The 19,676-nt window shown below is 49.3% G+C and carries 15 protein-coding genes and 4 pseudogenes; 7 read left to right on the top strand and 12 right to left on the bottom strand.

The genetic code is table 11. The features are described 5' to 3' along the window. The first annotated feature begins 176 nt into the window (after nucleotides 1–176). Nucleotides 177–1,829 carry a methyl-accepting chemotaxis protein gene (locus tag GKC68_RS13795; protein ID WP_264228245.1) on the top strand — a complete coding sequence of 551 codons (1,653 nt, stop codon included), beginning with the start codon at nucleotides 177–179 and terminating at the stop codon, nucleotides 1,827–1,829. A gap of 234 nt (nucleotides 1,830–2,063) precedes the next feature. Here GKC68_RS13795 and GKC68_RS13790 read toward each other — a convergent pair whose 3' ends face one another. Continuing rightward, entirely contained in the window at nucleotides 2,064–2,450 is a 387-nt protein-coding gene (locus GKC68_RS13790; RefSeq protein WP_342656896.1) for a nuclear transport factor 2 family protein, read from the bottom strand. A 99-nt stretch (nucleotides 2,451–2,549) separates the two neighbouring features. Between GKC68_RS13790 and GKC68_RS13785 the strand changes: the two are divergent. From GKC68_RS13785 to GKC68_RS13775, 3 genes and pseudogenes are all read left to right on the top strand, one after another. Continuing rightward, a pseudogene (locus GKC68_RS13785) lies at nucleotides 2,550–2,789 on the top strand (AraC family ligand binding domain-containing protein); the annotation flags it as partial. 69 nt (nucleotides 2,790–2,858) lie between these two features. Continuing rightward, the gene (locus tag GKC68_RS13780; protein WP_317983314.1) at nucleotides 2,859–3,320 is read left to right on the top strand and encodes an AraC family transcriptional regulator; all 462 of its coding nucleotides are present in this window, start codon (nucleotides 2,859–2,861) and stop codon (nucleotides 3,318–3,320) included. A 317-nt stretch (nucleotides 3,321–3,637) separates the two neighbouring features. Continuing rightward, on the top strand, nucleotides 3,638–4,333 hold the full coding sequence (locus tag GKC68_RS13775; protein ID WP_047714413.1) for a DJ-1/PfpI family protein: 696 nt from the start codon (nucleotides 3,638–3,640) through the stop codon (nucleotides 4,331–4,333). 240 nt (nucleotides 4,334–4,573) lie between these two features. On the opposite strand, the gene GKC68_RS13770 is transcribed toward GKC68_RS13775, so the two are convergent. From GKC68_RS13770 to GKC68_RS13730, 9 genes and pseudogenes are all read right to left on the bottom strand, one after another. Further along, a complete protein-coding gene (locus GKC68_RS13770) occupies nucleotides 4,574–5,467 on the bottom strand; it encodes a dihydrodipicolinate synthase family protein (RefSeq protein WP_047714414.1) in 894 nt (297 codons plus the stop codon). A 29-nt stretch (nucleotides 5,468–5,496) separates the two neighbouring features. Then, nucleotides 5,497–5,791: pseudogene (locus tag GKC68_RS13765) on the bottom strand (hypothetical protein); the annotation flags it as partial. A 368-nt stretch (nucleotides 5,792–6,159) separates the two neighbouring features. Next, the gene (locus GKC68_RS13760) at nucleotides 6,160–7,530 is read right to left on the bottom strand and encodes an EAL domain-containing protein (protein WP_342656263.1); all 1,371 of its coding nucleotides are present in this window, start codon (nucleotides 7,528–7,530) and stop codon (nucleotides 6,160–6,162) included. Nucleotides 7,531–7,744: 214 nt separating this feature from the next. Next, nucleotides 7,745–8,739, bottom strand: a pseudogene (locus tag GKC68_RS13755) (IS110 family transposase). 216 nt (nucleotides 8,740–8,955) lie between these two features. Further along, nucleotides 8,956–9,697 (bottom strand): annotated as a pseudogene (locus GKC68_RS13750) (DNA polymerase V subunit UmuC); the annotation flags it as partial. Between the two features lie 107 nt (nucleotides 9,698–9,804). Beyond that, nucleotides 9,805–10,056 carry a hypothetical protein gene (locus GKC68_RS13745; RefSeq protein WP_342656262.1) on the bottom strand — a complete coding sequence of 84 codons (252 nt, stop codon included), beginning with the start codon at nucleotides 10,054–10,056 and terminating at the stop codon, nucleotides 9,805–9,807. Nucleotides 10,057–10,356: 300 nt separating this feature from the next. Next, nucleotides 10,357–10,983: a manganese catalase family protein gene (locus tag GKC68_RS13740; RefSeq protein ID WP_342656261.1), complete on the bottom strand. Its 627-nt coding sequence runs from the start codon at nucleotides 10,981–10,983 to the stop codon at nucleotides 10,357–10,359. Nucleotides 10,984–11,643: 660 nt separating this feature from the next. Further along, a complete protein-coding gene (locus GKC68_RS13735) occupies nucleotides 11,644–13,971 on the bottom strand; it encodes an FdhF/YdeP family oxidoreductase (protein WP_342656260.1) in 2,328 nt (775 codons plus the stop codon). Nucleotides 13,972–14,252: 281 nt separating this feature from the next. Next, a complete protein-coding gene (locus tag GKC68_RS13730; RefSeq protein ID WP_072015821.1) occupies nucleotides 14,253–14,420 on the bottom strand; it encodes a general stress protein in 168 nt (55 codons plus the stop codon). 854 nt (nucleotides 14,421–15,274) lie between these two features. Here GKC68_RS13730 and GKC68_RS13725 point away from each other — a divergent pair. The 3 genes from GKC68_RS13725 to GKC68_RS13715 all read left to right on the top strand — a co-directional run bounded on the left by GKC68_RS13725 (nucleotide 15,275) and on the right by GKC68_RS13715 (nucleotide 16,580). Beyond that, complete coding sequence (locus tag GKC68_RS13725; RefSeq protein WP_028722065.1) at nucleotides 15,275–15,442, top strand: general stress protein; 168 nt, start codon at nucleotides 15,275–15,277, stop codon at nucleotides 15,440–15,442. A 125-nt stretch (nucleotides 15,443–15,567) separates the two neighbouring features. Continuing rightward, nucleotides 15,568–16,041, top strand: coding sequence for a ferritin-like domain-containing protein (locus GKC68_RS13720; protein WP_028722066.1), 474 nt, complete (start codon nucleotides 15,568–15,570; stop codon nucleotides 16,039–16,041). A 23-nt stretch (nucleotides 16,042–16,064) separates the two neighbouring features. Beyond that, on the top strand, nucleotides 16,065–16,580 hold the full coding sequence (locus GKC68_RS13715; RefSeq protein WP_028722067.1) for a DUF892 family protein: 516 nt from the start codon (nucleotides 16,065–16,067) through the stop codon (nucleotides 16,578–16,580). A 608-nt stretch (nucleotides 16,581–17,188) separates the two neighbouring features. On the opposite strand, the gene GKC68_RS13710 is transcribed toward GKC68_RS13715, so the two are convergent. Continuing rightward, nucleotides 17,189–18,808: a tyrosine-type recombinase/integrase gene (locus tag GKC68_RS13710; protein WP_342656259.1), complete on the bottom strand. Its 1,620-nt coding sequence runs from the start codon at nucleotides 18,806–18,808 to the stop codon at nucleotides 17,189–17,191. Beyond that, entirely contained in the window at nucleotides 18,756–19,097 is a 342-nt protein-coding gene (locus GKC68_RS13705; RefSeq protein WP_342656258.1) for a site-specific integrase, read from the bottom strand. The genes GKC68_RS13710 and GKC68_RS13705 overlap by 53 nt, the downstream gene beginning before the upstream one ends. Between the last annotated feature and the right edge of the window lie 579 nt (nucleotides 19,098–19,676).

Below are 19,676 nucleotides of genomic sequence, written 5' to 3'. Positions count from 1 at the left end.
TTTGATGCACTCATCTGACCTCCACCTTGCCTCATGAACCTTTTCTAAAAATTGCCGATAAAACATTCACCGCAATCAAATCATGCGGCTCTGTAAACATTACTTATCTTTCCTTAAAGGGAAGTATTTTTCGTCAGCACCATGCATGAATGCTGACGCCTACACCAGGAATAAATATGAACAACATTAGAATCGGAGTGCGTCTCGGTATCACCTTCGGGTTTATGGCGCTCCTTGTTATGTTTATGGTGCTCATCGGCATCGTAAAAATTAACGCTCTCGGAAATGCCAATGATGACATATCAGGGAGTCTTTACACCAAAGCCTCCACTTCTCTGTCGATGCGTTACTACACATCAGACCTGAGCCGGCTTGCGCGTAATGCGATTCTCCTTAAAGACGTTGCAAAAAGGGAAAAAGCCATCAGCGATTATCGCGGCGAAAGACATGAAGTTGACAGTCTTATCAGTCTTATTGGTAAGCAGGTAAATACGCCTCAGGGAGGCGAAATTTTCACCCGCCTCAAGGCCCATGCAGAACTTTTTCTGCCTTTCATTGATGAGGTGGTGGCACTTGCCCAACAGGGAAAAAGCGATGATGCCACCCAACTCCTGTTTGGCCCCCGTTACCAGACTCAGGGAGACTTTATGGCGTCGCTGAAAGAGATGCAGACCTTCCAGGAGGCCCGAATGAGCTCTGCCGCTGCGCAGGCTCGCGCCGACCGTTCGGGTGCGCTGATGATGTTAGTTGTTGCCGGCGTGGTTGCGCTGTTGCTGGCCGCGGTATCTGCCTGGGTTATCACCCGGAGTATCACGCGGCCACTCAATGTGGCCGTTGAGGCCGCCCGCCGGGTGGCGCGCGGCGACCTTACTGGTACCGTCACTGCAGATCGTAAAGACGAAACAGGCATACTGCTGTCTGCCATCAATGACATGCAGGCTTCGCTGATTAACACGGTCAGCCTCGTGAGAAGCAATGCAGAAAGCGTGGCATCCGCCAGTACCCAGATTGCCCAGGGCAACACAGACCTGTCGCAGCGTACCGAGGAGCAGGCCAGTGCCCTTGAACAAACATCAGCGACCATGACGCAGCTCGGCGTGACGGTAAAAAACAACGCAGACAATGCCCGTCAGGCCGGCCAGCTTGCTGTAAGCGTTCGGGACGTGGCAAATAAAGGCAACGAGGCCACCACGGCCATTACCGGCACAATGAAATCTATCAGCGAAAGCTCCGGCCGTATCGCTGAAATCACCGCCGTCATTGACGGCATAGCTTTTCAGACCAACATTCTGGCGCTGAACGCCGCGGTGGAAGCGGCCCGTGCCGGCGAGCACGGCCGGGGATTTGCGGTGGTGGCAAGCGAGGTCAGGTCACTGGCACAGAGAAGCGCTTCGGCTGCGGGTGAGATTCGGCAGCTGATTGCAGCCAATGCTGATACTGTGGGACAGGGTAATGCACTGGTGATTCACGCGTCTGAAACGATGTCAGGAATTCTCTCCGCCGTAGGAAAGCTCACAGACACTGTTGAAGAAATCAACTCCGCCAGTGCCGAGCAGGCTCGTGGGATTGAGCAGGTAGGCATTGCCGTTACGGAGATGGACACGACGACACAGCAGAATGCTGCACTGGTTGAAGAGTCGGCCTCCGCTGCTTCAAGCCTCAGGGAGCAGGCGGAACGGCTTCTACAGGCTGTGTCTGTATTCAGTCTGAGTGGCCCTTCTGCGCTTTCCGTTGCTCATGTGCCCGCCACGGTTGTAAGGCCGGGTTTTAAAACCGCAGCTGTAAAAACCCGCGCGGAAGACGAAGACGGAAGCTGGACGCATTTCTGATCGGTGTACAACGCCTGCTGCTGACGTGATGCAGTTAAGACTGAATGCTTCCGATAAAATGGTTAAATTTCTCCGGCTCGCCGGAGAAATATCAGAGGCATAAAGATGTTAACCGGACAAGATTACACGTCATTAATGCATTCAGATCCCAGCTAAGTCCGCTTCTGGCATGAAGCGGACGCTTACATATATTCCTTTTTCCACGATGAGCGAGAAGCGGGCATTTAGAAGCTGTTACCTTGCGCTTCCCAGGTCCCGGTCACTTTCCAGACCTTTAAGCATAAGTGTGGCTTCTTCGATACGAACAAATAGCCCTGAATCATCTGTTTCAGCAAAAAAATAAACTTCCATCTCCACCTCATCCCCATTGCGCTTAGTACACAATACACGATGCCTGGTAGCATAGAGATTGCCATCACGAAGTTCGTCATGCACCTCAATTTTGCCGAAAGAAATTATTTCGCGAAGTTTACGGGCGTGCTGTGAAAAGCTTTCTAAATCTCCCCACTCATTATCCGTGCGCTGCCGATAACCGGGGCTAAAGTGGCGTTTAAGTATCCTCTCCAGAGGGATTTCCTGTTGGTTAATAATCTCATCCAATACGTTAGCAATAGAAATCATTTTCATGGTCAGTCCTCATCGTAAGTTATCCGTACTCTACAATCGACCCAATGGCTTCGGTACGGTATAAAAGACAATAAATACCTCAAATAAGCCAATATGACCGACCCGTTAATTTCATTATCCCGGGCTCATTCTTCTGATGGTCCCACTTTAATTGTTGCGGCCCGCCAGTCGGATGCAATAAGGGAAACACCGCGTCACCGTCACATTCGCGGACAGTTACTCGGTGCTGAGCATGGGCTACTTACAATCGATGCGGAAGACTGCCGCTGGGTCGTACCGGCAACGCATGCCGTGTGGATACCGCCAAATATTCCGCATGGTCTGCGCTCGCACGGCCCATATTCAGGATGGAGTGTTTATATATCTGCTGCGGCCTGTGGCGCATTACCTGATAAGCCTGCTGTGCTCTCGGTTACAAATCTGCTACGCGAAGCGATAACACGAGCAGCCTCATGGAAGGTTGCAGAGCTTAATGCGCCTCAAAAACGGTTATCTGACGTTATCCTTGATGAAATAGCCTCACTTCCCAGCGTTAATCTTGGGCTGGCAATGCCGCAGGATGTACGGCTATTAAAAGTTGCTTTAATGCTGTCAAAGAGCCCAGACGACGGTCGCACAGTTGAAGAATGGGCATTCTGGGTGGGAGTATCGTCGCGCACACTTACACGGCGTTTCAAATCCGAAACCGGTTTTAGCTTTAATGAATGGCGACAGCGCATACGGTTACTCAAGGCTCTTGAGCTTCTGGCCGCAGGCAAGCAAGTGACGACCGTTGCACTGGAACTTGGATATGACAATGTAAGTGCCTTTATCGCCATGTTTCGCAAAGTATTTGGCACCACTCCTGCACGATTTAGAATGTAAACATGTTGGCCCGCATTAAGCATCCGATTCTGGTACGGAGCGGGCATGGCCTGCACCCCAATAATCAGAGCAATGCTGAATTGTCAATGTCCGCTCCTGGTACAAAGCGACTAAGGATAGGTGATGTCTGCGATGAGCGAGAATCGGATGTTTTACCCATCAATCACCCTGACGTTTGGGCGAGTAATAAATTGCTTAACGCCAGGGTAATAAAGCTGGGTTAATCATGACATCCATTCGGCGTGCGTCTGTTTTTAGGCAACGATTGTCTTTATTGAAGAAAAGCCATTATATCTTTTTAGTTTAAAGGATTTTCTATGCGTGATTCTGCAAGCAAATCAATCGGGCTGCTCCTGTTTCCTGCGCTTACTCAGCTTGATCTTACCGGCCCCTATGAAGTTTTCGTCAGGGCACCCAATACAAAGGTTCATCTCATCTGGAAAAACCTGGACCTTGTTGTTTCCGATCGTGGTATGGCCATACAGCCAACGACCACTTTTAACACATGCCCACAACTGGACGTCATTTGTATCCCCGGAGGGCCTGGTCAGATAAACCTGATGGATGATGAAGACGTTCTTTCATTTATCCGTTTTCAAAGTGAAGAAGCAAAGCTGGTGACTTCTGTCTGCACGGGTTCGCTGATTCTGGGCGCAGCAGGACTTTTGGATGGATATAAAGCAACGACGCACTGGGCTTCTCTGGACCAACTCGCTCTGCTAGGTGCGGAGCCGGTAAATGAGCGCGTAGTCCGTGACCGTAACCGTATAACCGGCGCAGGTGTGACTTCAGGTATAGATTTTGCACTCACCGTTGTGTCAGAAATGCACGGGAGCAGTATTGCTGAAAATATTCAATTGCATATGGAATATGATCCCGCACCGCCGTTTACCTGTGGCTCGCCCCGAACGGCATCTGAAGAGCAGTTAAGAAAGGCGCGGGAACAAACAGCGCCATTTATTGAAAAGAGGCGACAGGCGACGTTAAAAGCCGCAGCCAGACGACAGAAATAAAGCTTAGCGAAAGAGGGGGTTTCGCTTTTCGACTTTCACTCTCCGCGCCTGACACAAACCGGACATGTCCATCAGGCAACGCCCGCTTTAAATCGGGCAGCGGGCATCGCGATCTCAGGCTCTGCATGAGAGCCTGAAACCGGCACGGCCAACGGCGCTCATGATGATAAGGCGCATCATTAAGATTATGCTCCAGCCAGATATGTTGAGGATCGGCGGATAACCGATCCTGTTGTCGCGTTATTTAAGATCCAGATCTGCAATCACACCTGCGACATCGGCAATATCCTCTTTCGACAACGGCAACAGGGGACGAGGCAGACAGTCTGGATCGGTAAGCCCAAGTATGCCCGCTGCAGCGGCGATTACACGGATGCCTCCTCCATGTTTACGAAACAGCGCCCATAAAGGTTCCAGACGGGTAGTGAAGGCAGTCACGCGTTCATGGTCATTAACGGCGGCGGCCTGCGTAATTTGTTTGGCGGTTTCCGGAAACAGACCACCGCAAACGGAATACCAGACTTCACAACCGGCATTTAACCCTAGTCCGGCAAAGGCGTCACCGCTGATGCCAATGGTCATGCCTTGACGAAGATGTTGTCGTAATGCATTGACCCGTTCAGCCGCAGCAACGGGATTATCCGGTACGCCCGGAATTTTAACTGAGCGAATGCCTTTCAGTGACGACAGCTGCCCATGCAGTTCATCTGTGAACGTGAAATGCGTGGTCCGTGGGTTGTCATAAACACAAACCGGGACTGAAACATGTCGGGTAACCGTCTCATAAAACGCATAAACCTCTTCATTACGCAGCGGCTGGTAGCTCATCGCCGGCAGCAGCAACGCATTAGCGCCTGCAGACTGCGCATCTTCAGCCAGATGCAGCACGGCATCGGTGCTCATTGCACCCACGCAAACCATCATGGGGATTTCCCCGGCAATCTGGCGGGCGAGCGTTGCGACGCGTTTACGCTGTTCCCTGCTCAAATAGGCATAGCTACCGGTTGAACCCAGAATACCCAACGAATCGACACCAGCTGCCGCCAGGCGAGCCAGAATCTTAGTCAATCCCTCTTCATCGACACCACGCGCCGTGACAGGTGTTAACGGGAAAGCAGACAAACCGGTAAACATTCAGTTTCTCCAGAGCAGAGTTGAAGGCGTTATTCGCCGATGAGGGTGACGTGATACTGCAGCCGGGGCTCATTTCTTCAGGCCTTTGGTCAGCATCTTTCCCGCGTCATGAAGCTGCTCAGGTGGTATCTGAGGCAGACTTTCCAGAATAAATCACATGTATTCAGCTTAAGCGCGTTCTGATTCCCTGCCGCCCGTTGCAGCGACGGCTGGTTAATCGACATTATCGCACCAGACGACTTTACCAGGCGATGGATATTCCACTGTTTGATCCTCTTATTTAAGCGTATCAAAGGGTTTAACTCCTCTTGCCACAATAAGACGCATTAGTAAAATGACGTCTCTTTTTTGGCGAGCTTCAGTCTGCTTCCTGAATCCTGATAAATTCTATACAGTTCAGCGCTCTGTTCATCAGAGGCGTTGTGCATGCGTGCGTCCTTCGGTTGAATTCACAGCCAGAAACGGACCTTGATAATATCAAAATGTGCTAATCTTCGGGAAGCGGATCAACCGGTGTAATGATACTTTGATGCCTGAACCAGTACATCACTGTTATAGCGATTAAGCCATTTTTGAAAATGAAGATAAGAAGACCGACATTAAAAACGGACATTTTTTAAATGGGGTACAAATCGCACGCTCTGGACTGCCACTCAAAAATTACAGACAGAGTATATCATCTGTATATTACATTAATTGAAAACACTGACTTGATGATTTTTCTTCATAAAGGTAATAAATTCGTCAACAGGTAAGGGTCTGGAGTAATGAAAACCCTGCAGTATGACATTTCCCATGTTAAATAAGATCTTTGCAATTTCTTCAGTTTCAACTCCCTCTATGACTACGCGCATTCCGGTTTTTTTTGCCATTTCAATTACGTTCTCAATAATGATAATGTTCTTTGCGTTACTCACTCCATTTTTCAACAGCACTCTGTCTATTTTGACCTCATCAAATGGCATTTCGTTCAAAACATTGAGCGAGGCATAACCAGAACCGAGATCGTCAAGAGACCATGATGCTCCTTTTTTTGAAAGATCATTCATAGTCATGGCTATTTTTTTCTTATCATAAAAAAATGTACTTTCAGTGATTTCCAAAGTTATATCTCTGAATGCTATTGATTCTTTGCTAAGTATACTTTTGATATTACGAGTAAAACAGGGATCCATTAATTGTAAAGGGCTTAAATTAACTGACACTTTACAATTAATATGATGACTATTCATTGTCCTCATGTCTCTACAGACCTGTTCCAGAACCCAGTACCCTAAAGGGATAATCAGCCCTGAAGCTTCAGCTACAGGGATGAAACTATCAGGAGGTATGAAACCTCTGGTTGGGTGCTTCCATCTAAGTAGCGCTTCTGCTGATCGAACATGTCCGTTATTATCTATCTGTGGCTGATAACAGACAAATAATTCGTCCCTTAAAATTGCCTTGGTAAGCGCGCATTCAATATATTTCTCATTGGTGTAATCGCTGCGATATATAACAAGAATACCAAATGTCAGAAGGAGGCAGACAGCATAGTTAACATACACGCCATTGATCATTATCGGCACGGGAGGGTGAAATTTTTCAGAGGTAAAGCTAATATCAGAGACGGAGAAAATAAAATAGAGTAATAAGCTAAATAGTGGAATGTAATTTTTAAGATAAGTGGATTCATTCCTGAGGAATAACATTGCACCTATTGAGTAAACCAGCAAATAGGTATGAGACGAACGTGGGATGTCAGCAAGTGGATAATCAGTCAGGGAAATTATTACACAGATAAAAAGAATAAGATGGGAGAATATAGAGATATCTCTTTTTCTGAGTCCTTTAACTGCTGTATATAATGAAAAAACGCCTAACATGACAACAGTTGAACATATTACGGCCAGATACACTTTATCATTATAAATATAAGCGCCAGACCAACCAATCCCCCCCACGCAACAAATTATACCGGTAAGAAAAAGCAAGAAACATTGGCGTCTTTTATGATTCTCTTGTGGGAGTTGATGGATATATGATTCCATAAAAGCCATCGCACATTGCATTTTTTCCTGCATACAAAGTTCCTTAACTCGATACTTAGTTTGCAACTATACCTAAATTTTGCTGTCAATTAAATTGGCCTGCACCTCATTGATTAACCTACTGCTATATCTGCATGACAACGCTTGTTTTGAGATAAACACCTAACTTCGGCTTTTCGCTCATAGCGGACTCCGCCCGGTTGCCCTTATGAGCGATTCTGTCAGTAAAGTGCCAACTCAATCTGAGTCAGGTATTCAGCGCAGCACGGGGGCCTCCGTCACAAAAAGCCGTTCCCGTCTTCAGGACGCCATAACACCAGTGAACCAGTTTTCGCATCAGTGCACCAATGGCCACCATTTTGGGTTTCCCACGCAGGCACATTGCCTCGTAAATGTTACGCATACGTTTGTTATGAATCTTTCCGCACAGAGCTGACATGTAAAGCTTTGCTCTCAGCTGAGGCGGGCCGATTTTAGACATGCGGGGCCCTCCCCGAACCGAGGTGCCGGAACGCTTCTTGACAGGCACCACGCCCAGAAAGGCAGCCGCCTGGTCTGCTGATTCAAAGTGATGACTGCGGAGTACAACCAGCATGTGCATCCCCAGCTGGGGCCCGACAGATTTAATCGACGTCAGCAGCGCATAATCCCGTTTCAGGTCCTGGCTGGCCTGAATGTGCGCTTTAACCTGTCGTTCAATACTTCTCACTTCTTCACGGAGCAGCTGCGCCACCCTGCTGCATGAACTGACGACATCTGCAGGCGTTTCGGTAGACTGGTATTTTTCGAGCCGGTTTTCCTCACGCACGGCGTCAGCGAGTATTACATCCCGCCGGCGCAGAAGTGCGCCGAGATGTCTGATATCAGCTGCGGGAGGCTCCCACCGATGCGGTTTTTTCAGCAGTGCGTAACAGGCCAGCATATACGCATCCACCTTGTCCGTTTTGGTCATTATCCCCATGCCTAGGGCAAACTCCCGGCTGCGGTGAGGGTTGGCCAGAGACACATAAAAGCCCGCATCGTGCAGGGCCGTGGCCAGCCGTTCGTGATACACGCCGGTGGCCTCCATCACCACATGAACATCCTCCGGACCGCAGTGCTGAAGCCTGAGCAGCGAAGTAGGTGCGCAACCGCGCTGCTGTCGTTGCGGATATTTCGTGTTTTGACGCGACCTTTCATGCCGTCATAAAGCATACAGAGGTCGACCGTTTCTTTACTGACAATAATACCGACTGGAAACATGGTTTCACTCCTCTCACATTAACCGTCACGCCTGTTCGCCTTGTACATTCGGAGTCGTGCTCCCGGTAACCGTTCAACCTGATGTGCTGGCTTGAAAGGTGAAGCGGAGGGCCATGTGCTGCCAGGCAGGATCGGTATTTAAACCGTCCTCAGGAAAGGGACCGGCTCACTCTGCTTCAGTGGTGGTAGCTAATCACCACGTATGGTTAGATACAAGTAACCATGGCCATCAATCCAGATGCGGTCCAGCGCGCGCATGGCCACGCCGATGATATCGCGTGTATCCTGGGTGGGCAGGGTGAGTTTTTCCCCGGCCGTATTGCCGTAGAATGTCTCGCCGACCGCATGCGGCGACGTCCGGACAAATACGCTGATGTGCCTGCAGTACTGGTGTTCGCCCCGGAGCTTCTCAGCTGCGCGGGTGGCGTACTGGCACAGAGCCTGCTGCATGGCCACTTTGGTGGTAATACGTGAACCGAAACTGCGGCTGCAGACAATCTGCTGCTTTGCCGGCGGCATCTCCTCCAGGGGAATGCACGCCTCGCCGTTCAGCTCCCGCACCGTCCTTTCCAGCACCACCGAAAAATTCTTCCGGATGAAGGCGGGATGCGTGCGCGCCAGCTCAAGCGCGTTAGTGATGCCGAACAGGTTCAGTTTCTTGCCGATACGCCTGCCAACGCCCCAGATTTCCTCGACGGGCTGGCGCATCAGCAGCGCCTCGGTCCGCTTCGGGTTTCCGGGCGTCAGCGCCAGCACGCCCTTAAACTGTGGCCACTCTTTGGAGGCCCACTGGGCTGATTTAGCCAGCGTTTTGGTTGGGCCGATGCCGGTGCCCGAAGTGCTTAAAGTCTTCACAGCCATCGATGCCGGTCAGATCGAGGAACATTTCATCGATAGAATACTGCTCGACTTTTGGCGTCATATATTCCAGAGCAGACATGACGCGCTGGCTGAGGCTGTGATTTATGTGGAATGGAAAATCTACACATTATTTACGTATTTGATGGCATCGAGAATCAGAAATTCGCCACTACAATAACTATATGATTAACTTAAATGTCCGGATTATCGCTGCAAGTAAGCCTGGCAGATTAATATCAATAAATCCTTCATTGCCCCTTGAGTATCCTGTTGCCAGGGGCGATATTCAGGTATCAGTGGATTAACGTTGTAAACAAGTTGCTCAGCCTGCCAGACCCCGACCGCACCATGGTCATGTTTTTCCGGCGGCTTAAAGCCGAAAACCTTTTCTGTCCTGTTTAAAAAAGTTTGCAACGGAATTTTCGTAATCCTTGCGGCCGTTGGTAGTGGCAACACGCAAAAGGATCCTTACCGCATCCTTTTCTATAACCACATTACCACAACCTCTCAACGTGAGATTCCGTTCCCACTGAGCGTCAGACCTCTGAAACGGTCCTTCTGGTGATAAGCGTTTCAGCGGCGGCATACTGCAGTCAATTTGTTCCTGTTGGGCGCCAGAGCCGGGACGAGCGCTGCCCAACAAGGGCTCCTCACCTAAAATCTCCGGCTGCTCTTTGGTACTAAACTCCCCGCGACCGTCAAAGGCAGGGCCCTCGCTCCAGCGGCCTTTCGGCAAGGGTTTATCTAACGAGGTATTCAGACAGTAGTAAGCATGTTCCTGTGCTTCCTCTTCCTGTGGGAAGCTGTTTGGGTAGGAAGTGATGCATCCAGCCCGCCCATTTCCTCAATCACCGCCAGCCACTGCTGCTGATGCATCGTGTCGCGGGCGATAAGGAAAGAGAGGAAGTCTTTCATGCCTTTATCTTCGGTCAGATTATACAGCCGGTTTGCCAGCACGCGCCCTGTGGCTTCGGCCGTTACATTTGCCAGCATATCGGCTGCCACGTTGCCGGAGGCATAAATATGACTCATATCAAACGGCATACCGTTGGCATTTACCGGCAGTGCCGCCAGACCGGATGACAGAATATGACGCGGGTTCATTCCTCCGAGGATCGCATTGACCCCGGGATCTTTCGCCGAGGCTTCCTGATAAGAAAGGGGCGCGCCCTCCAGGTTGAGTGCCACCGCGTGACCCAGCATCTCAATGTGACTGAGCTCTTCAGTTGCCGTCGAGATAAGCAAATCCTTTATTCGTACATCGCCGCGGGCACCCATGGCCTGAAAAAAATACTGCATCGCGACACGTATTTCCCCTTCGACGCCACCAATGGCCTGCTGAAGAAGCATGGCGAATTCAGGATCGGGTTTCTCTACTCGCACAGGTACTGACTCGCACAGGGTACTGAAGTTTTGATGAGTGATGAAACATGGTTTTCTCCTGTTTAGTGTGAATCGGGCAACGGGAAAAGCCTGGTAACAAATACGGGATAAAGAAAGCGTAACGAGGTACGTTTCATTATCATTGCAGCGTTTAACGTATTGATTTAACGAAATTAGGGGTGAGCGAAAACAGACTGTAAAAAAATTAAGAAACTGAATATTGGCAAATTTTTAATGCTATGGAAAAACTCTTTATTGATAACGATTCTTATCCTCGTTTAAAGAATCTCATTCGTAATTTCGGCGCACAGCCTGAACAAGTTCTGTGGTATATAAGAAATGTAATAAACAGAAAGAGCACAAGCAGTGTGCAGAATCAATCCGACAAAGACAGAGCGGTACTTTGTTTCGGGGACGGCCACGCATGTCTAAATTCTGTCCGCCTCAGTGCTTTGATTTGAAGGGAAGAGACCGTTAAGTATATCGGGCAATGTAAGCAGCAACCCGACAGGAGCAGAGCTCCAGGGGCACAAATTGTTGATTGCCCTGCTCTCAGGTCCTGAAAGCAGGCGAAGGGTAGATAGCTGTTCGGATGGCATTACCCACCGAATGGCTGTTACTGGTTTTTGAAACAAAGGTAATAGTGCGGCAGGGATGCACTTAACGGATGGCCCCGGCGTCTGGATTTACATTCGGTTGCACGCGTTCCAGCATGACAGGCGTGCTCTTGTAAGCAGGTATGCCACTTTTGGTATCATGGCTTTCCAGCGGAACCAGCACGTTAGCTTCAGGATAGTAGGCAGCCACAGAGCCAAAAGCCATGTCATACACCACAATCGTCAGCCCGTTCATCCGTCTGGGCGTAGGCTTTCCTTCAGGATCAAGCGCTATAACATTAACCTGTTCACCCACGCGTAGCTGCCGTTTCTCCGCCTCATCCGGATTAATGAACAATACGTCACGACGTCCTGTTACCCCCCGGTAACGATCGTTTAAGCCATAAAGTGTGGTGTTGTATTGATCGTGACTGCGCAGCGTCGTAAGGACCAGATCGTGACATTTCAGTGAGCGTGGGTCCTCATTAATACCGGCTATGACCAGAAACTGCGCTTTCCCTGACGGTGTATGCCAGATACGCTCCGAAGCGCCATTGGGTAAACGAAAACCTCCCGGCTGTTTAATGCGCTGATTGAAGTTTTCAAAACCGGGAATAACCGCTTCAATTGCTTCCCGGATATTATTGTAATCGCGTGTCATTTTGTCCCAGTCAACCACGGTATCGGGCAGGGTGGCTTTAGCCAGGCTCGCGACAAGGAACGGTTCGGACTTCAGATGGGGTGATGCAGGCTCCAGCGTGCCGCGTGAAGCATGTACCATCGACATAGAATCTTCCACCGTTACGCTTTGTACACCGGAGCGCTGCTCATCCGTTTCAGTCCGGCCCAGCACAGGTAAAAGATAACTGTGTTTTGCCAGAAGCAGATGCGACCGGTTCAACTTGGTGGCCATGTGTACGACCAGATCCAGACTGCGCATGGCGGGAAAGGTAACCTGCGGATCAGACATCGCTTCCGCCAGGTTACCACCGAGACACAGCAGGGCACTGGTTTTGCCGTCGCGAACAGAACGGATAGCCTCCACCGCACCATGACCATGTTTTTCAGGCGGTTTAAAACCGAAAACCCTTTCAATACTGTTTAAAAAACTTTTCGCAGGGATTTCTGTAATCCCTACTGTACGATCGCCCTGAACATTTGAGTGCCCGCGTAACGGACAAATACCCGCCCCTTTTTTGCCGACATTGCCACGCATCAGCAGCAGATTAGCGATTTGCTGAACGTTTTGCGTCCCGTACTGATGTTGAGTAATCCCCATTCCATAACAGATGATTGTGCGTTCTGCATCAGCATACAGGCGGGCCAGATGCTGAATTTCTTCCCGCTCCATGCCAGAAACCTTAAGGATGTGCTCCCAGTTGGTGGCATCCAGATCGGCCTTTAACGCGTCGAATCCTTCGGTATGTTCATTGATGAAGTTCTTATCAATCACGCCTGGTTCGCCATTTTCTCTGGCTGCAGCATCCATCGATAAAAGGAATTTCATGATCCCCTTGAGCATGGCGGCATCGCCACCTACCCGAACTTTATAGTAAGTCGAGGCCAGTTCCGTAGAGCCCAGCGAAAGCATTTCTATCGGACTTTGTGGCGAGGTAAAACGCTCAAGCCCCCTTTCCCGCAATGGGTTGATTGCCACAATGGTGGCTCCGCGCTTTGAGACTTCCCTTAATGTGCCGAGCATGCGCGGATGGTTGGTCCCCGGATTATGGCCAATACACAACACGAGATCGCAGTGGTCAAAGTCATCAAGCCCGACGGTACCTTTCCCCACACCGATAGACTCGGGCAGACCGACACTGGTGGGCTCATGACACATATTGGAACAGTCGGGAAAGTTATTGGTACCGTACTCGCGTGCAAAAAGTTGCCATAGAAAGGCTGCTTCATTAGGGGTGCGGCCGGACGTGTAAAACTCCACTGCGTCCGGGTCGCTATAGCTGCGGAGCCGCTTGCCGATCTCTGAAAATGCCGTTTCCCACGCTACAGGATGATAAGTATCACTTGCCGCATCATATTTCATGGGATGAGTCAGCCGGCCTTCACCTTCAAGCTCCAGAGCGCTGCGTTCCCAGAGTTCACTGACTGGATTAACAGCAAAAAAATCAGGCCCGGCACGCTTGCTGGTTGCTTCCCACGAGACCGCTTTAGCGCCGTTTTCGCAGAATTCAAAAGAAGAAGCATGCTGAGGATCCGGCCAGGCACAGCCGGGGCAGTCAAAACCCTGAGGCTGGTTAACCCTGAACAAGGCAATAACATCCTGTTTAACCGCCATTTGCCCACGAATTGCATCGGCTACAGCTTTTAATGCCCCCCAGCCGCCCGCTGAACCACCGTAAGGTTTGACGCCAGTGGTGCGATTTTTCTCTTTCATATTTCCCCTCAATGGGTTTTATTCAGTCTGGCTTGAGCCTTTTGCAGTTATTGTCATGACGCGTCATCACAGCATTGTTAATAATCATGTCAACTTACACCGCTGAGGTTAATAATTTTAATTATGCCATCTGTTACATTTTGGCTGATGACAATTAGTCATTATCAAAGCGGTACGTTTAGCGGTTTATCCGTGCATCCCTGTATCAATATACCGACCTGCTGATATCGTACTTAAGGCTGGTGATGAGGGTTTCATGTCGTTGTAAAATGATTGCCTGATTAACTGCTGCGGCGACTGACCTTCCCCCCTTTGCGTCCAGCCTCAACGGCTCTTTCAGGATTATTTTTAAAGTTACCACCGCTATTCTGACCGCCTTTCTTTCCCGCTTCCGAAGCGCGTTGGGGGTCTGCTGCGAAATTACCTGCTCCACCACGATAAGTAGTCATGATCTTCACCTCTCTCATTCAGTTAAATTTTTCAGAGATTTATTTTGTGCTTTTATTAAATAAAATCCAGTTGAAGAGTTTGGTTTATTACACACTGAAATACCTGCTAGAATTTACCGGCTCGCTTTAAGGCGCTCGTTACTGCATGATTGCATAAGAGTTAAAAATGGGATTTGTACATACTTTTCGAGAGTTGTATAACTTTTAACTAAAATCGTTTTAGGAGTAATCCTATAAGACTCAGTCAAGTGTACTGATCATTTAATAATAAACGAAGCAGTAATACTGGTTGTGTTTTTATAAAGAAAGTTACTACCCACTCTATTTATGTCAAACATAACATTATTAGCAAAATAAATTGTTTACCATGTGATTAAATGTGGGTCTTTGATTTAAAATTTAAATAAATTCAAGTTGTTATATTTTTTTGGTAAGGTTTTAATATTGAGAAATAAAATCTAAAAACTTAAGCGTTATCTACACGGTACGAAGCGTGATTGCCTTTTGTGTTACCAGGTCTGCATACCTTTGACTTAAAAGCCTGCAGGTACAATAGATGTACTTGCGATTACCCCTCATTTATACGTAAACGGGTAAGAGGTCAGGTGCTTTACTGGCGGTTTATTATGCCGGTAGTTCGGGATTAATCGAAGCGACAAGTAAGAAAAAAGTAAGAAATTAGAACCCGGTAAGAAAAGCCTTTGAACGGTATTGAATGGTTGTATAGATGTTTCCCTCAGAGAATATTTTTTACCCGATGCGCTTGCAACATGAACGTTTTTTAATAGTCTTATAAATGCCACGCACAATGTGTGGTACCGAAGCATTTAACTTTAACTTAATGAGGAAGTATTATGACCGAGCATCGTGGTGGTTCAGGTAACTTCGCTGAAGATAAAGAAAAAGCTTCTGAAGCGGGAAAGAAAGGTGGCCAGAATAGCGGTGGTAACTTTAAAAATGACCGTGAAAAGGCTTCTGAAGCAGGTAAGAAAGGTGGGAAAAACAGCCATCGTGATTCCTGATTCAGCACCTTGAGGGATTATGTTAAGGAGCAGGGAGGCTCCATGAGCGCTATTAACAGAGCTCTGCTTATATCAGCAGTCCTCTCCCTTTTATATTCATTACTGGCCGGAATGGTGGTTAATCTATGAAAGTAAAAAGCCTACTCGACCTTTTTATTCATGACCTCTCAGATGTTTACAGTGCTGAAAAGCAAATTACGCGTGCTTTGCCTAAGTTAATACGTGCAGCTTCCGATGAAAAATTAAAAACGGTATTTCAGCAACATTTAAACGAAACGCAGGTTCAGATCGAGCGTATTGATAAGGCCATCGATGCGCACGAGGAGCTCCGGATTGTACGTATGAAATGCCACGCGCTGGAAGGGCTGGTTGAAGAAGCGCAGGAGCTGATCGAATCGACTGAAGCGGGAGAGGTGCGTGATGCAGGACTGATTGGTGCTGCACAGAAAGTGGAGCACTATGAAATAGCTGCATACGGAACGCTCATCGCGCTTGCCTCGAAAATCGGGCTGAAAGAAGCATGTGAACTGCTTGCAGAAACGCTTGATGAGGAGAAATCCACGGATGCAAAACTCACAACTATTGCTGAGCAACAGTAGCGTTATCCTGGCCGGAGGGGCTTATGTCTACAACATCAATCCATTCTCATTATCACGACTGGTTGCGCGACGCTCATGCCATGGAAAAGCAGGCAGAAACCATGCTTGAGCAAATGGCTAATCGCCTTGAAAATTATCCCCAGCTTCGCGCCCGCATTGAACTCCATATCGAAGAAACACGCCAGCAACAGGCGGAGCTAGAAACAATCCTTGATCGCCACGGTATTTCACATTCGAGCGTGAAAGATGTAATGGGGAAAATGGCCGCCATGGGACAGGCGTTTGGCGGTGTTTTTGCTGAAGATGAGGTCATCAAGGGCGCTGTTGCCGGGTATGTTTTTGAAAATGCGGAAATTGGCCACTATACCAGCCTGATTAACGCTGCGGCGCGAGTCGGCGACCTTGAAAGTATCCCCGTACTAAAGCAGATATGTGAGCAGGAGCTGGCAATGTCAGACTGGATGATAAGTCATTTGCCAGAGCTGACCGATCAATTCCTTACCTTCAGTGAAGACCCTGATACACAAGCCAAACGTTAATAAATGTGTAATTAAGGGGAGCGGTTCAGCCCCCTTAAAAAAACGCATGGCTGATGGCTGATGGCTGATGGCTGATTTCAGGTCCTGACTCTCAGCCATTACGTATTCCAGCAACAAAAGAGAAATTTTCGCTCCCACTTACCCCACACCGATATACCGGTGAACACTCTGTGTATATCCATAAAAATGCGCGCGGAGCTGAAGCCGCTTATGTACGAGCTTATCATGCTGGCAACAAAACAGGGTAAGCAAGTTATGGTCACAGGCATTGAACCAGAAAACGTGGCATCACTTGTATTGTATAAAAACTGGGATTTACAGAGGCTGAAATGAAGTCTGAAATGGGCGCCAAATTCGGCCGTTGGCCGGACCTGGAATCTCTGCAGCGTCGTCTTGGTTATCCGGAATAAAACGAAGGTCAGAGCCGTAAAAAGCATCATGAAACAGCCGTATCGTTCAAGGATGAGTGATGCTTGCCTGTTAGTAAATACACATCGAACCTACGAGACGCTATATGAAGGGCTGTGCCCAAAAGCACGGGAATATTTTTAAGAAAGCCATCAGCTCCGATAAGCTAAGGGTTCACTTCTGGCACAGAGCGGCCCGTTTCACCCTTTAGGTTTAATGGATAATCGCTTAAGCGCCTGATCTACTTTTTCTTTGTCCTGCTCCACGATGACTTTCTCATCAGGCGTAAGTGGAACTTCTTCAAGATATCTTTTTATAGAGACTTTACTCTCCAGTATCAGACCGTGTGCACTGCCTTTCAACAGGTTAAAGTCGCAGCCGATACAGGCCATTCTGTGCGGACAGCTACTCCAGAAAGGGTTGGTACAGTAAGAATCGCCTAAATCATAATATGTCGCAGGGCCGGTCAGACTGGCGGCTTCGGGATCATGGTCTATCAGTACGCTGATCATGTGCGTGACTCTGTCTGCTTTTACAAATGAGGCAGCCAGCTGCGTCGGGCGGATACGGAGATAATGCATGGTGGACTGGGGTGTCGAATGGCCTGCCCACTGCATCAGTTCATACAGTGACATGCCCTGCGGTACGCTGGCCAGTGCGGTCAAGGCTGAGGCGCGTCCCCGGTGACTCGTTATTTTTCCGCCGCTGTCTTCAGCGGGAACCCCGGATCTGGCACACAGCATCGGTATCAGCGTGCGGTTGATGACGTCGCCGCCGGCAGGTTTTCCCCGGTACTGAAACAGAAACCGGACTTTCTCACCGGTCCGCTCGTCAGCAAGCATGGCCTGTTCTGACGGCCGTTTTTCCAGCCAGGCATCAACATATTTCTTCACTACTGCCGCCACCGGTTTCGTGAATGCTTTTGAGGTTTTTCCGACGGGAATATGCAGGTAGCACAGGGTACCGGCCGGGATGATGCTGCCGTCCTCTTTCACAATATCTTCAGCCTGCGGTGTGATACATCCTGTGGTCAGCCTGAGCAGTTCACCCTTCCTGAGCCCCGCATGGGTCCAGATTACAGCCATCGCCTGTAGCATGGCCAGCGGGTAATGTATTTCAGTTAACAGGTCTTCCTGACGCAGATTCAGGCTGGCCCATACCAGCTTCAGCCAGACCGGATCGTCGATAACCCTCGGATTGACTCCGCGGCGGAACAGAGAATTATCCGGTGTGGAAAGATGACGGGCAGGACTGAAACGCAGACGCCCCCATCCCCAGTTCTCATAGTCATTCATAAAGCGACGGAGAGAGTAAATAAAATTTGCACGGGAGTGAGGCATCATAGGCTCGCCAGAACGCGCTGATTTCCGGACACCTCTTTCCGTGCCCAGCTGCAGCTCATCCACGTTCATCCGGCCGACCGCCGCGATATAGCTGGCACAGACTTCCATGGTCCAGTCTGCGGGCTCCCGTACCTCCGGATGGGCCTCTGCGAGCCAGAGGCCGCAGCGCAGTATAAAGCTGTACTGCATTTCGCGGGTGCGAGGCCTCAGCACAGACGTTTCCCGCCAGCGCCGGCACCACCTGACCCAGGCCGGATCGATCCCGTCGACGGGCTTTTCATACCATCGGGTATAATTACGCATCCTCATCGGGGCGCTGAAGATGCCCAGTGCAGCAAGGCCGTGTGAAATCCGGCCAATGTACCGGGATGTCCCGTATTCTGTGCTGTTCTGTGCTTCCCACAACAGTTCAGGCGTAAAGGTTTCAAGGCGGGGATCTTTGTTCATGATCGTCAGCGTGGCCAGTATGCCCGACATCCTGGTACATCAGAAAGTCATACCAGAGACGGATCGCCGACAGGCGCAGTTGGAGCGTGGTGCTGGCCACGGGAAAGGGCATACCGGGTAACTGAGGGCTGATGTAGGCGGCCAGATCTTCAAACCGGGCCTTTTCAGGTTCAATGCTGTTCTGGCTGCAGAACGCAAAATAATGGCGAAGGGCATTGCGGTAGGCGGTGAGCGTAGCCTGCGCCCGGCCCAGATCGGATAACAGTTTCAGCCAGCGCTCAGCCAGCAACTGGCTGTGTTCATTCGGTGAAATCATCATTGTGTTTACCCCTGACAGCAGTTTTGCTGCTCAAAGTCTACTCAATCAATGTTGCATTCCACTTAACTTACTTTACAGCTTGTAGTTGGAACTGAATACATGCACGCCGTTTTGCCTGAGATAGCGTTTTTTCTGAAACAGCGGAGCCGCCATTTTGATCACCAACCGCTTTGCCTGGATAATATCGTTTTTTCGATGTACTACTGCCAAGGCATAACATCGGGAAATGGCTGTGCCAGTAGGCCCGGATGTCTTTTGGGCAGAAGATGTGCATTTTCATGTTAATGGTTAATGAACGCAGATGCTGGCGAGTCCGCATAGTGAAAAACATATGTCAAACGACACAGCTACCGGCAGCTTCCCATGCCTCATAAACCCATCCAAACGGTTTCAGCCATCAAACTCAATGTAAGACTGTCACTTTTGAGCATCCTATGCTTTTCCCCGTAGCTCTCATTCATCCGTTTTGTCGATAGCGAGTTGTGCACACTCCACTGATCCTCAAAGCCGGCCAGATATAGAGCGGTCAGGATAAAATTCACAGCGCTGGATAGAAAACGGCCATCACACGGACGGGGG

The organism is Pantoea sp. RSPAM1 (assembly GCF_038816185.1).
In the GTDB taxonomy this organism is placed as follows: Bacteria; Pseudomonadota; Gammaproteobacteria; order Enterobacterales; family Enterobacteriaceae; genus Pantoea; species Pantoea ananatis.
Note: the sequence above shows the minus strand (reverse complement) of the source record. Positions and strands in the feature narration are given on the sequence as shown.

Bases quoted from the DNA above. Each gene is read 5' to 3' on its own strand.
- GKC68_RS13795 (WP_264228245.1), top strand. From the start codon at position 177: ATGAACAACATTAGAATCGGAGTGCGTCTCGGTATCACCTTCGGGTTT.
- GKC68_RS13790 (WP_342656896.1), bottom strand. From the start codon at position 2,450: ATGATTTCTATTGCTAACGTATTGGATGAGATTATTAACCAACAGGAA.
- GKC68_RS13775 (WP_047714413.1), top strand. From the start codon at position 3,638: ATGCGTGATTCTGCAAGCAAATCAATCGGGCTGCTCCTGTTTCCTGCG.
- GKC68_RS13770 (WP_047714414.1), bottom strand. From the start codon at position 5,467: ATGTTTACCGGTTTGTCTGCTTTCCCGTTAACACCTGTCACGGCGCGT.
- GKC68_RS13760 (WP_342656263.1), bottom strand. From the start codon at position 7,530: ATGCAGGAAAAAATGCAATGTGCGATGGCTTTTATGGAATCATATATC.
- GKC68_RS13735 (WP_342656260.1), bottom strand. From the start codon at position 13,971: ATGAAAGAGAAAAATCGCACCACTGGCGTCAAACCTTACGGTGGTTCA.
- GKC68_RS13730 (WP_072015821.1), bottom strand. From the start codon at position 14,420: ATGACTACTTATCGTGGTGGAGCAGGTAATTTCGCAGCAGACCCCCAA.
- GKC68_RS13725 (WP_028722065.1), top strand. From the start codon at position 15,275: ATGACCGAGCATCGTGGTGGTTCAGGTAACTTCGCTGAAGATAAAGAA.
- GKC68_RS13720 (WP_028722066.1), top strand. From the start codon at position 15,568: ATGAAAGTAAAAAGCCTACTCGACCTTTTTATTCATGACCTCTCAGAT.
- GKC68_RS13715 (WP_028722067.1), top strand. From the start codon at position 16,065: ATGTCTACAACATCAATCCATTCTCATTATCACGACTGGTTGCGCGAC.
- GKC68_RS13710 (WP_342656259.1), bottom strand. From the start codon at position 18,808: ATGTCGGGCATACTGGCCACGCTGACGATCATGAACAAAGATCCCCGC.
- GKC68_RS13705 (WP_342656258.1), bottom strand. From the start codon at position 19,097: ATGATGATTTCACCGAATGAACACAGCCAGTTGCTGGCTGAGCGCTGG.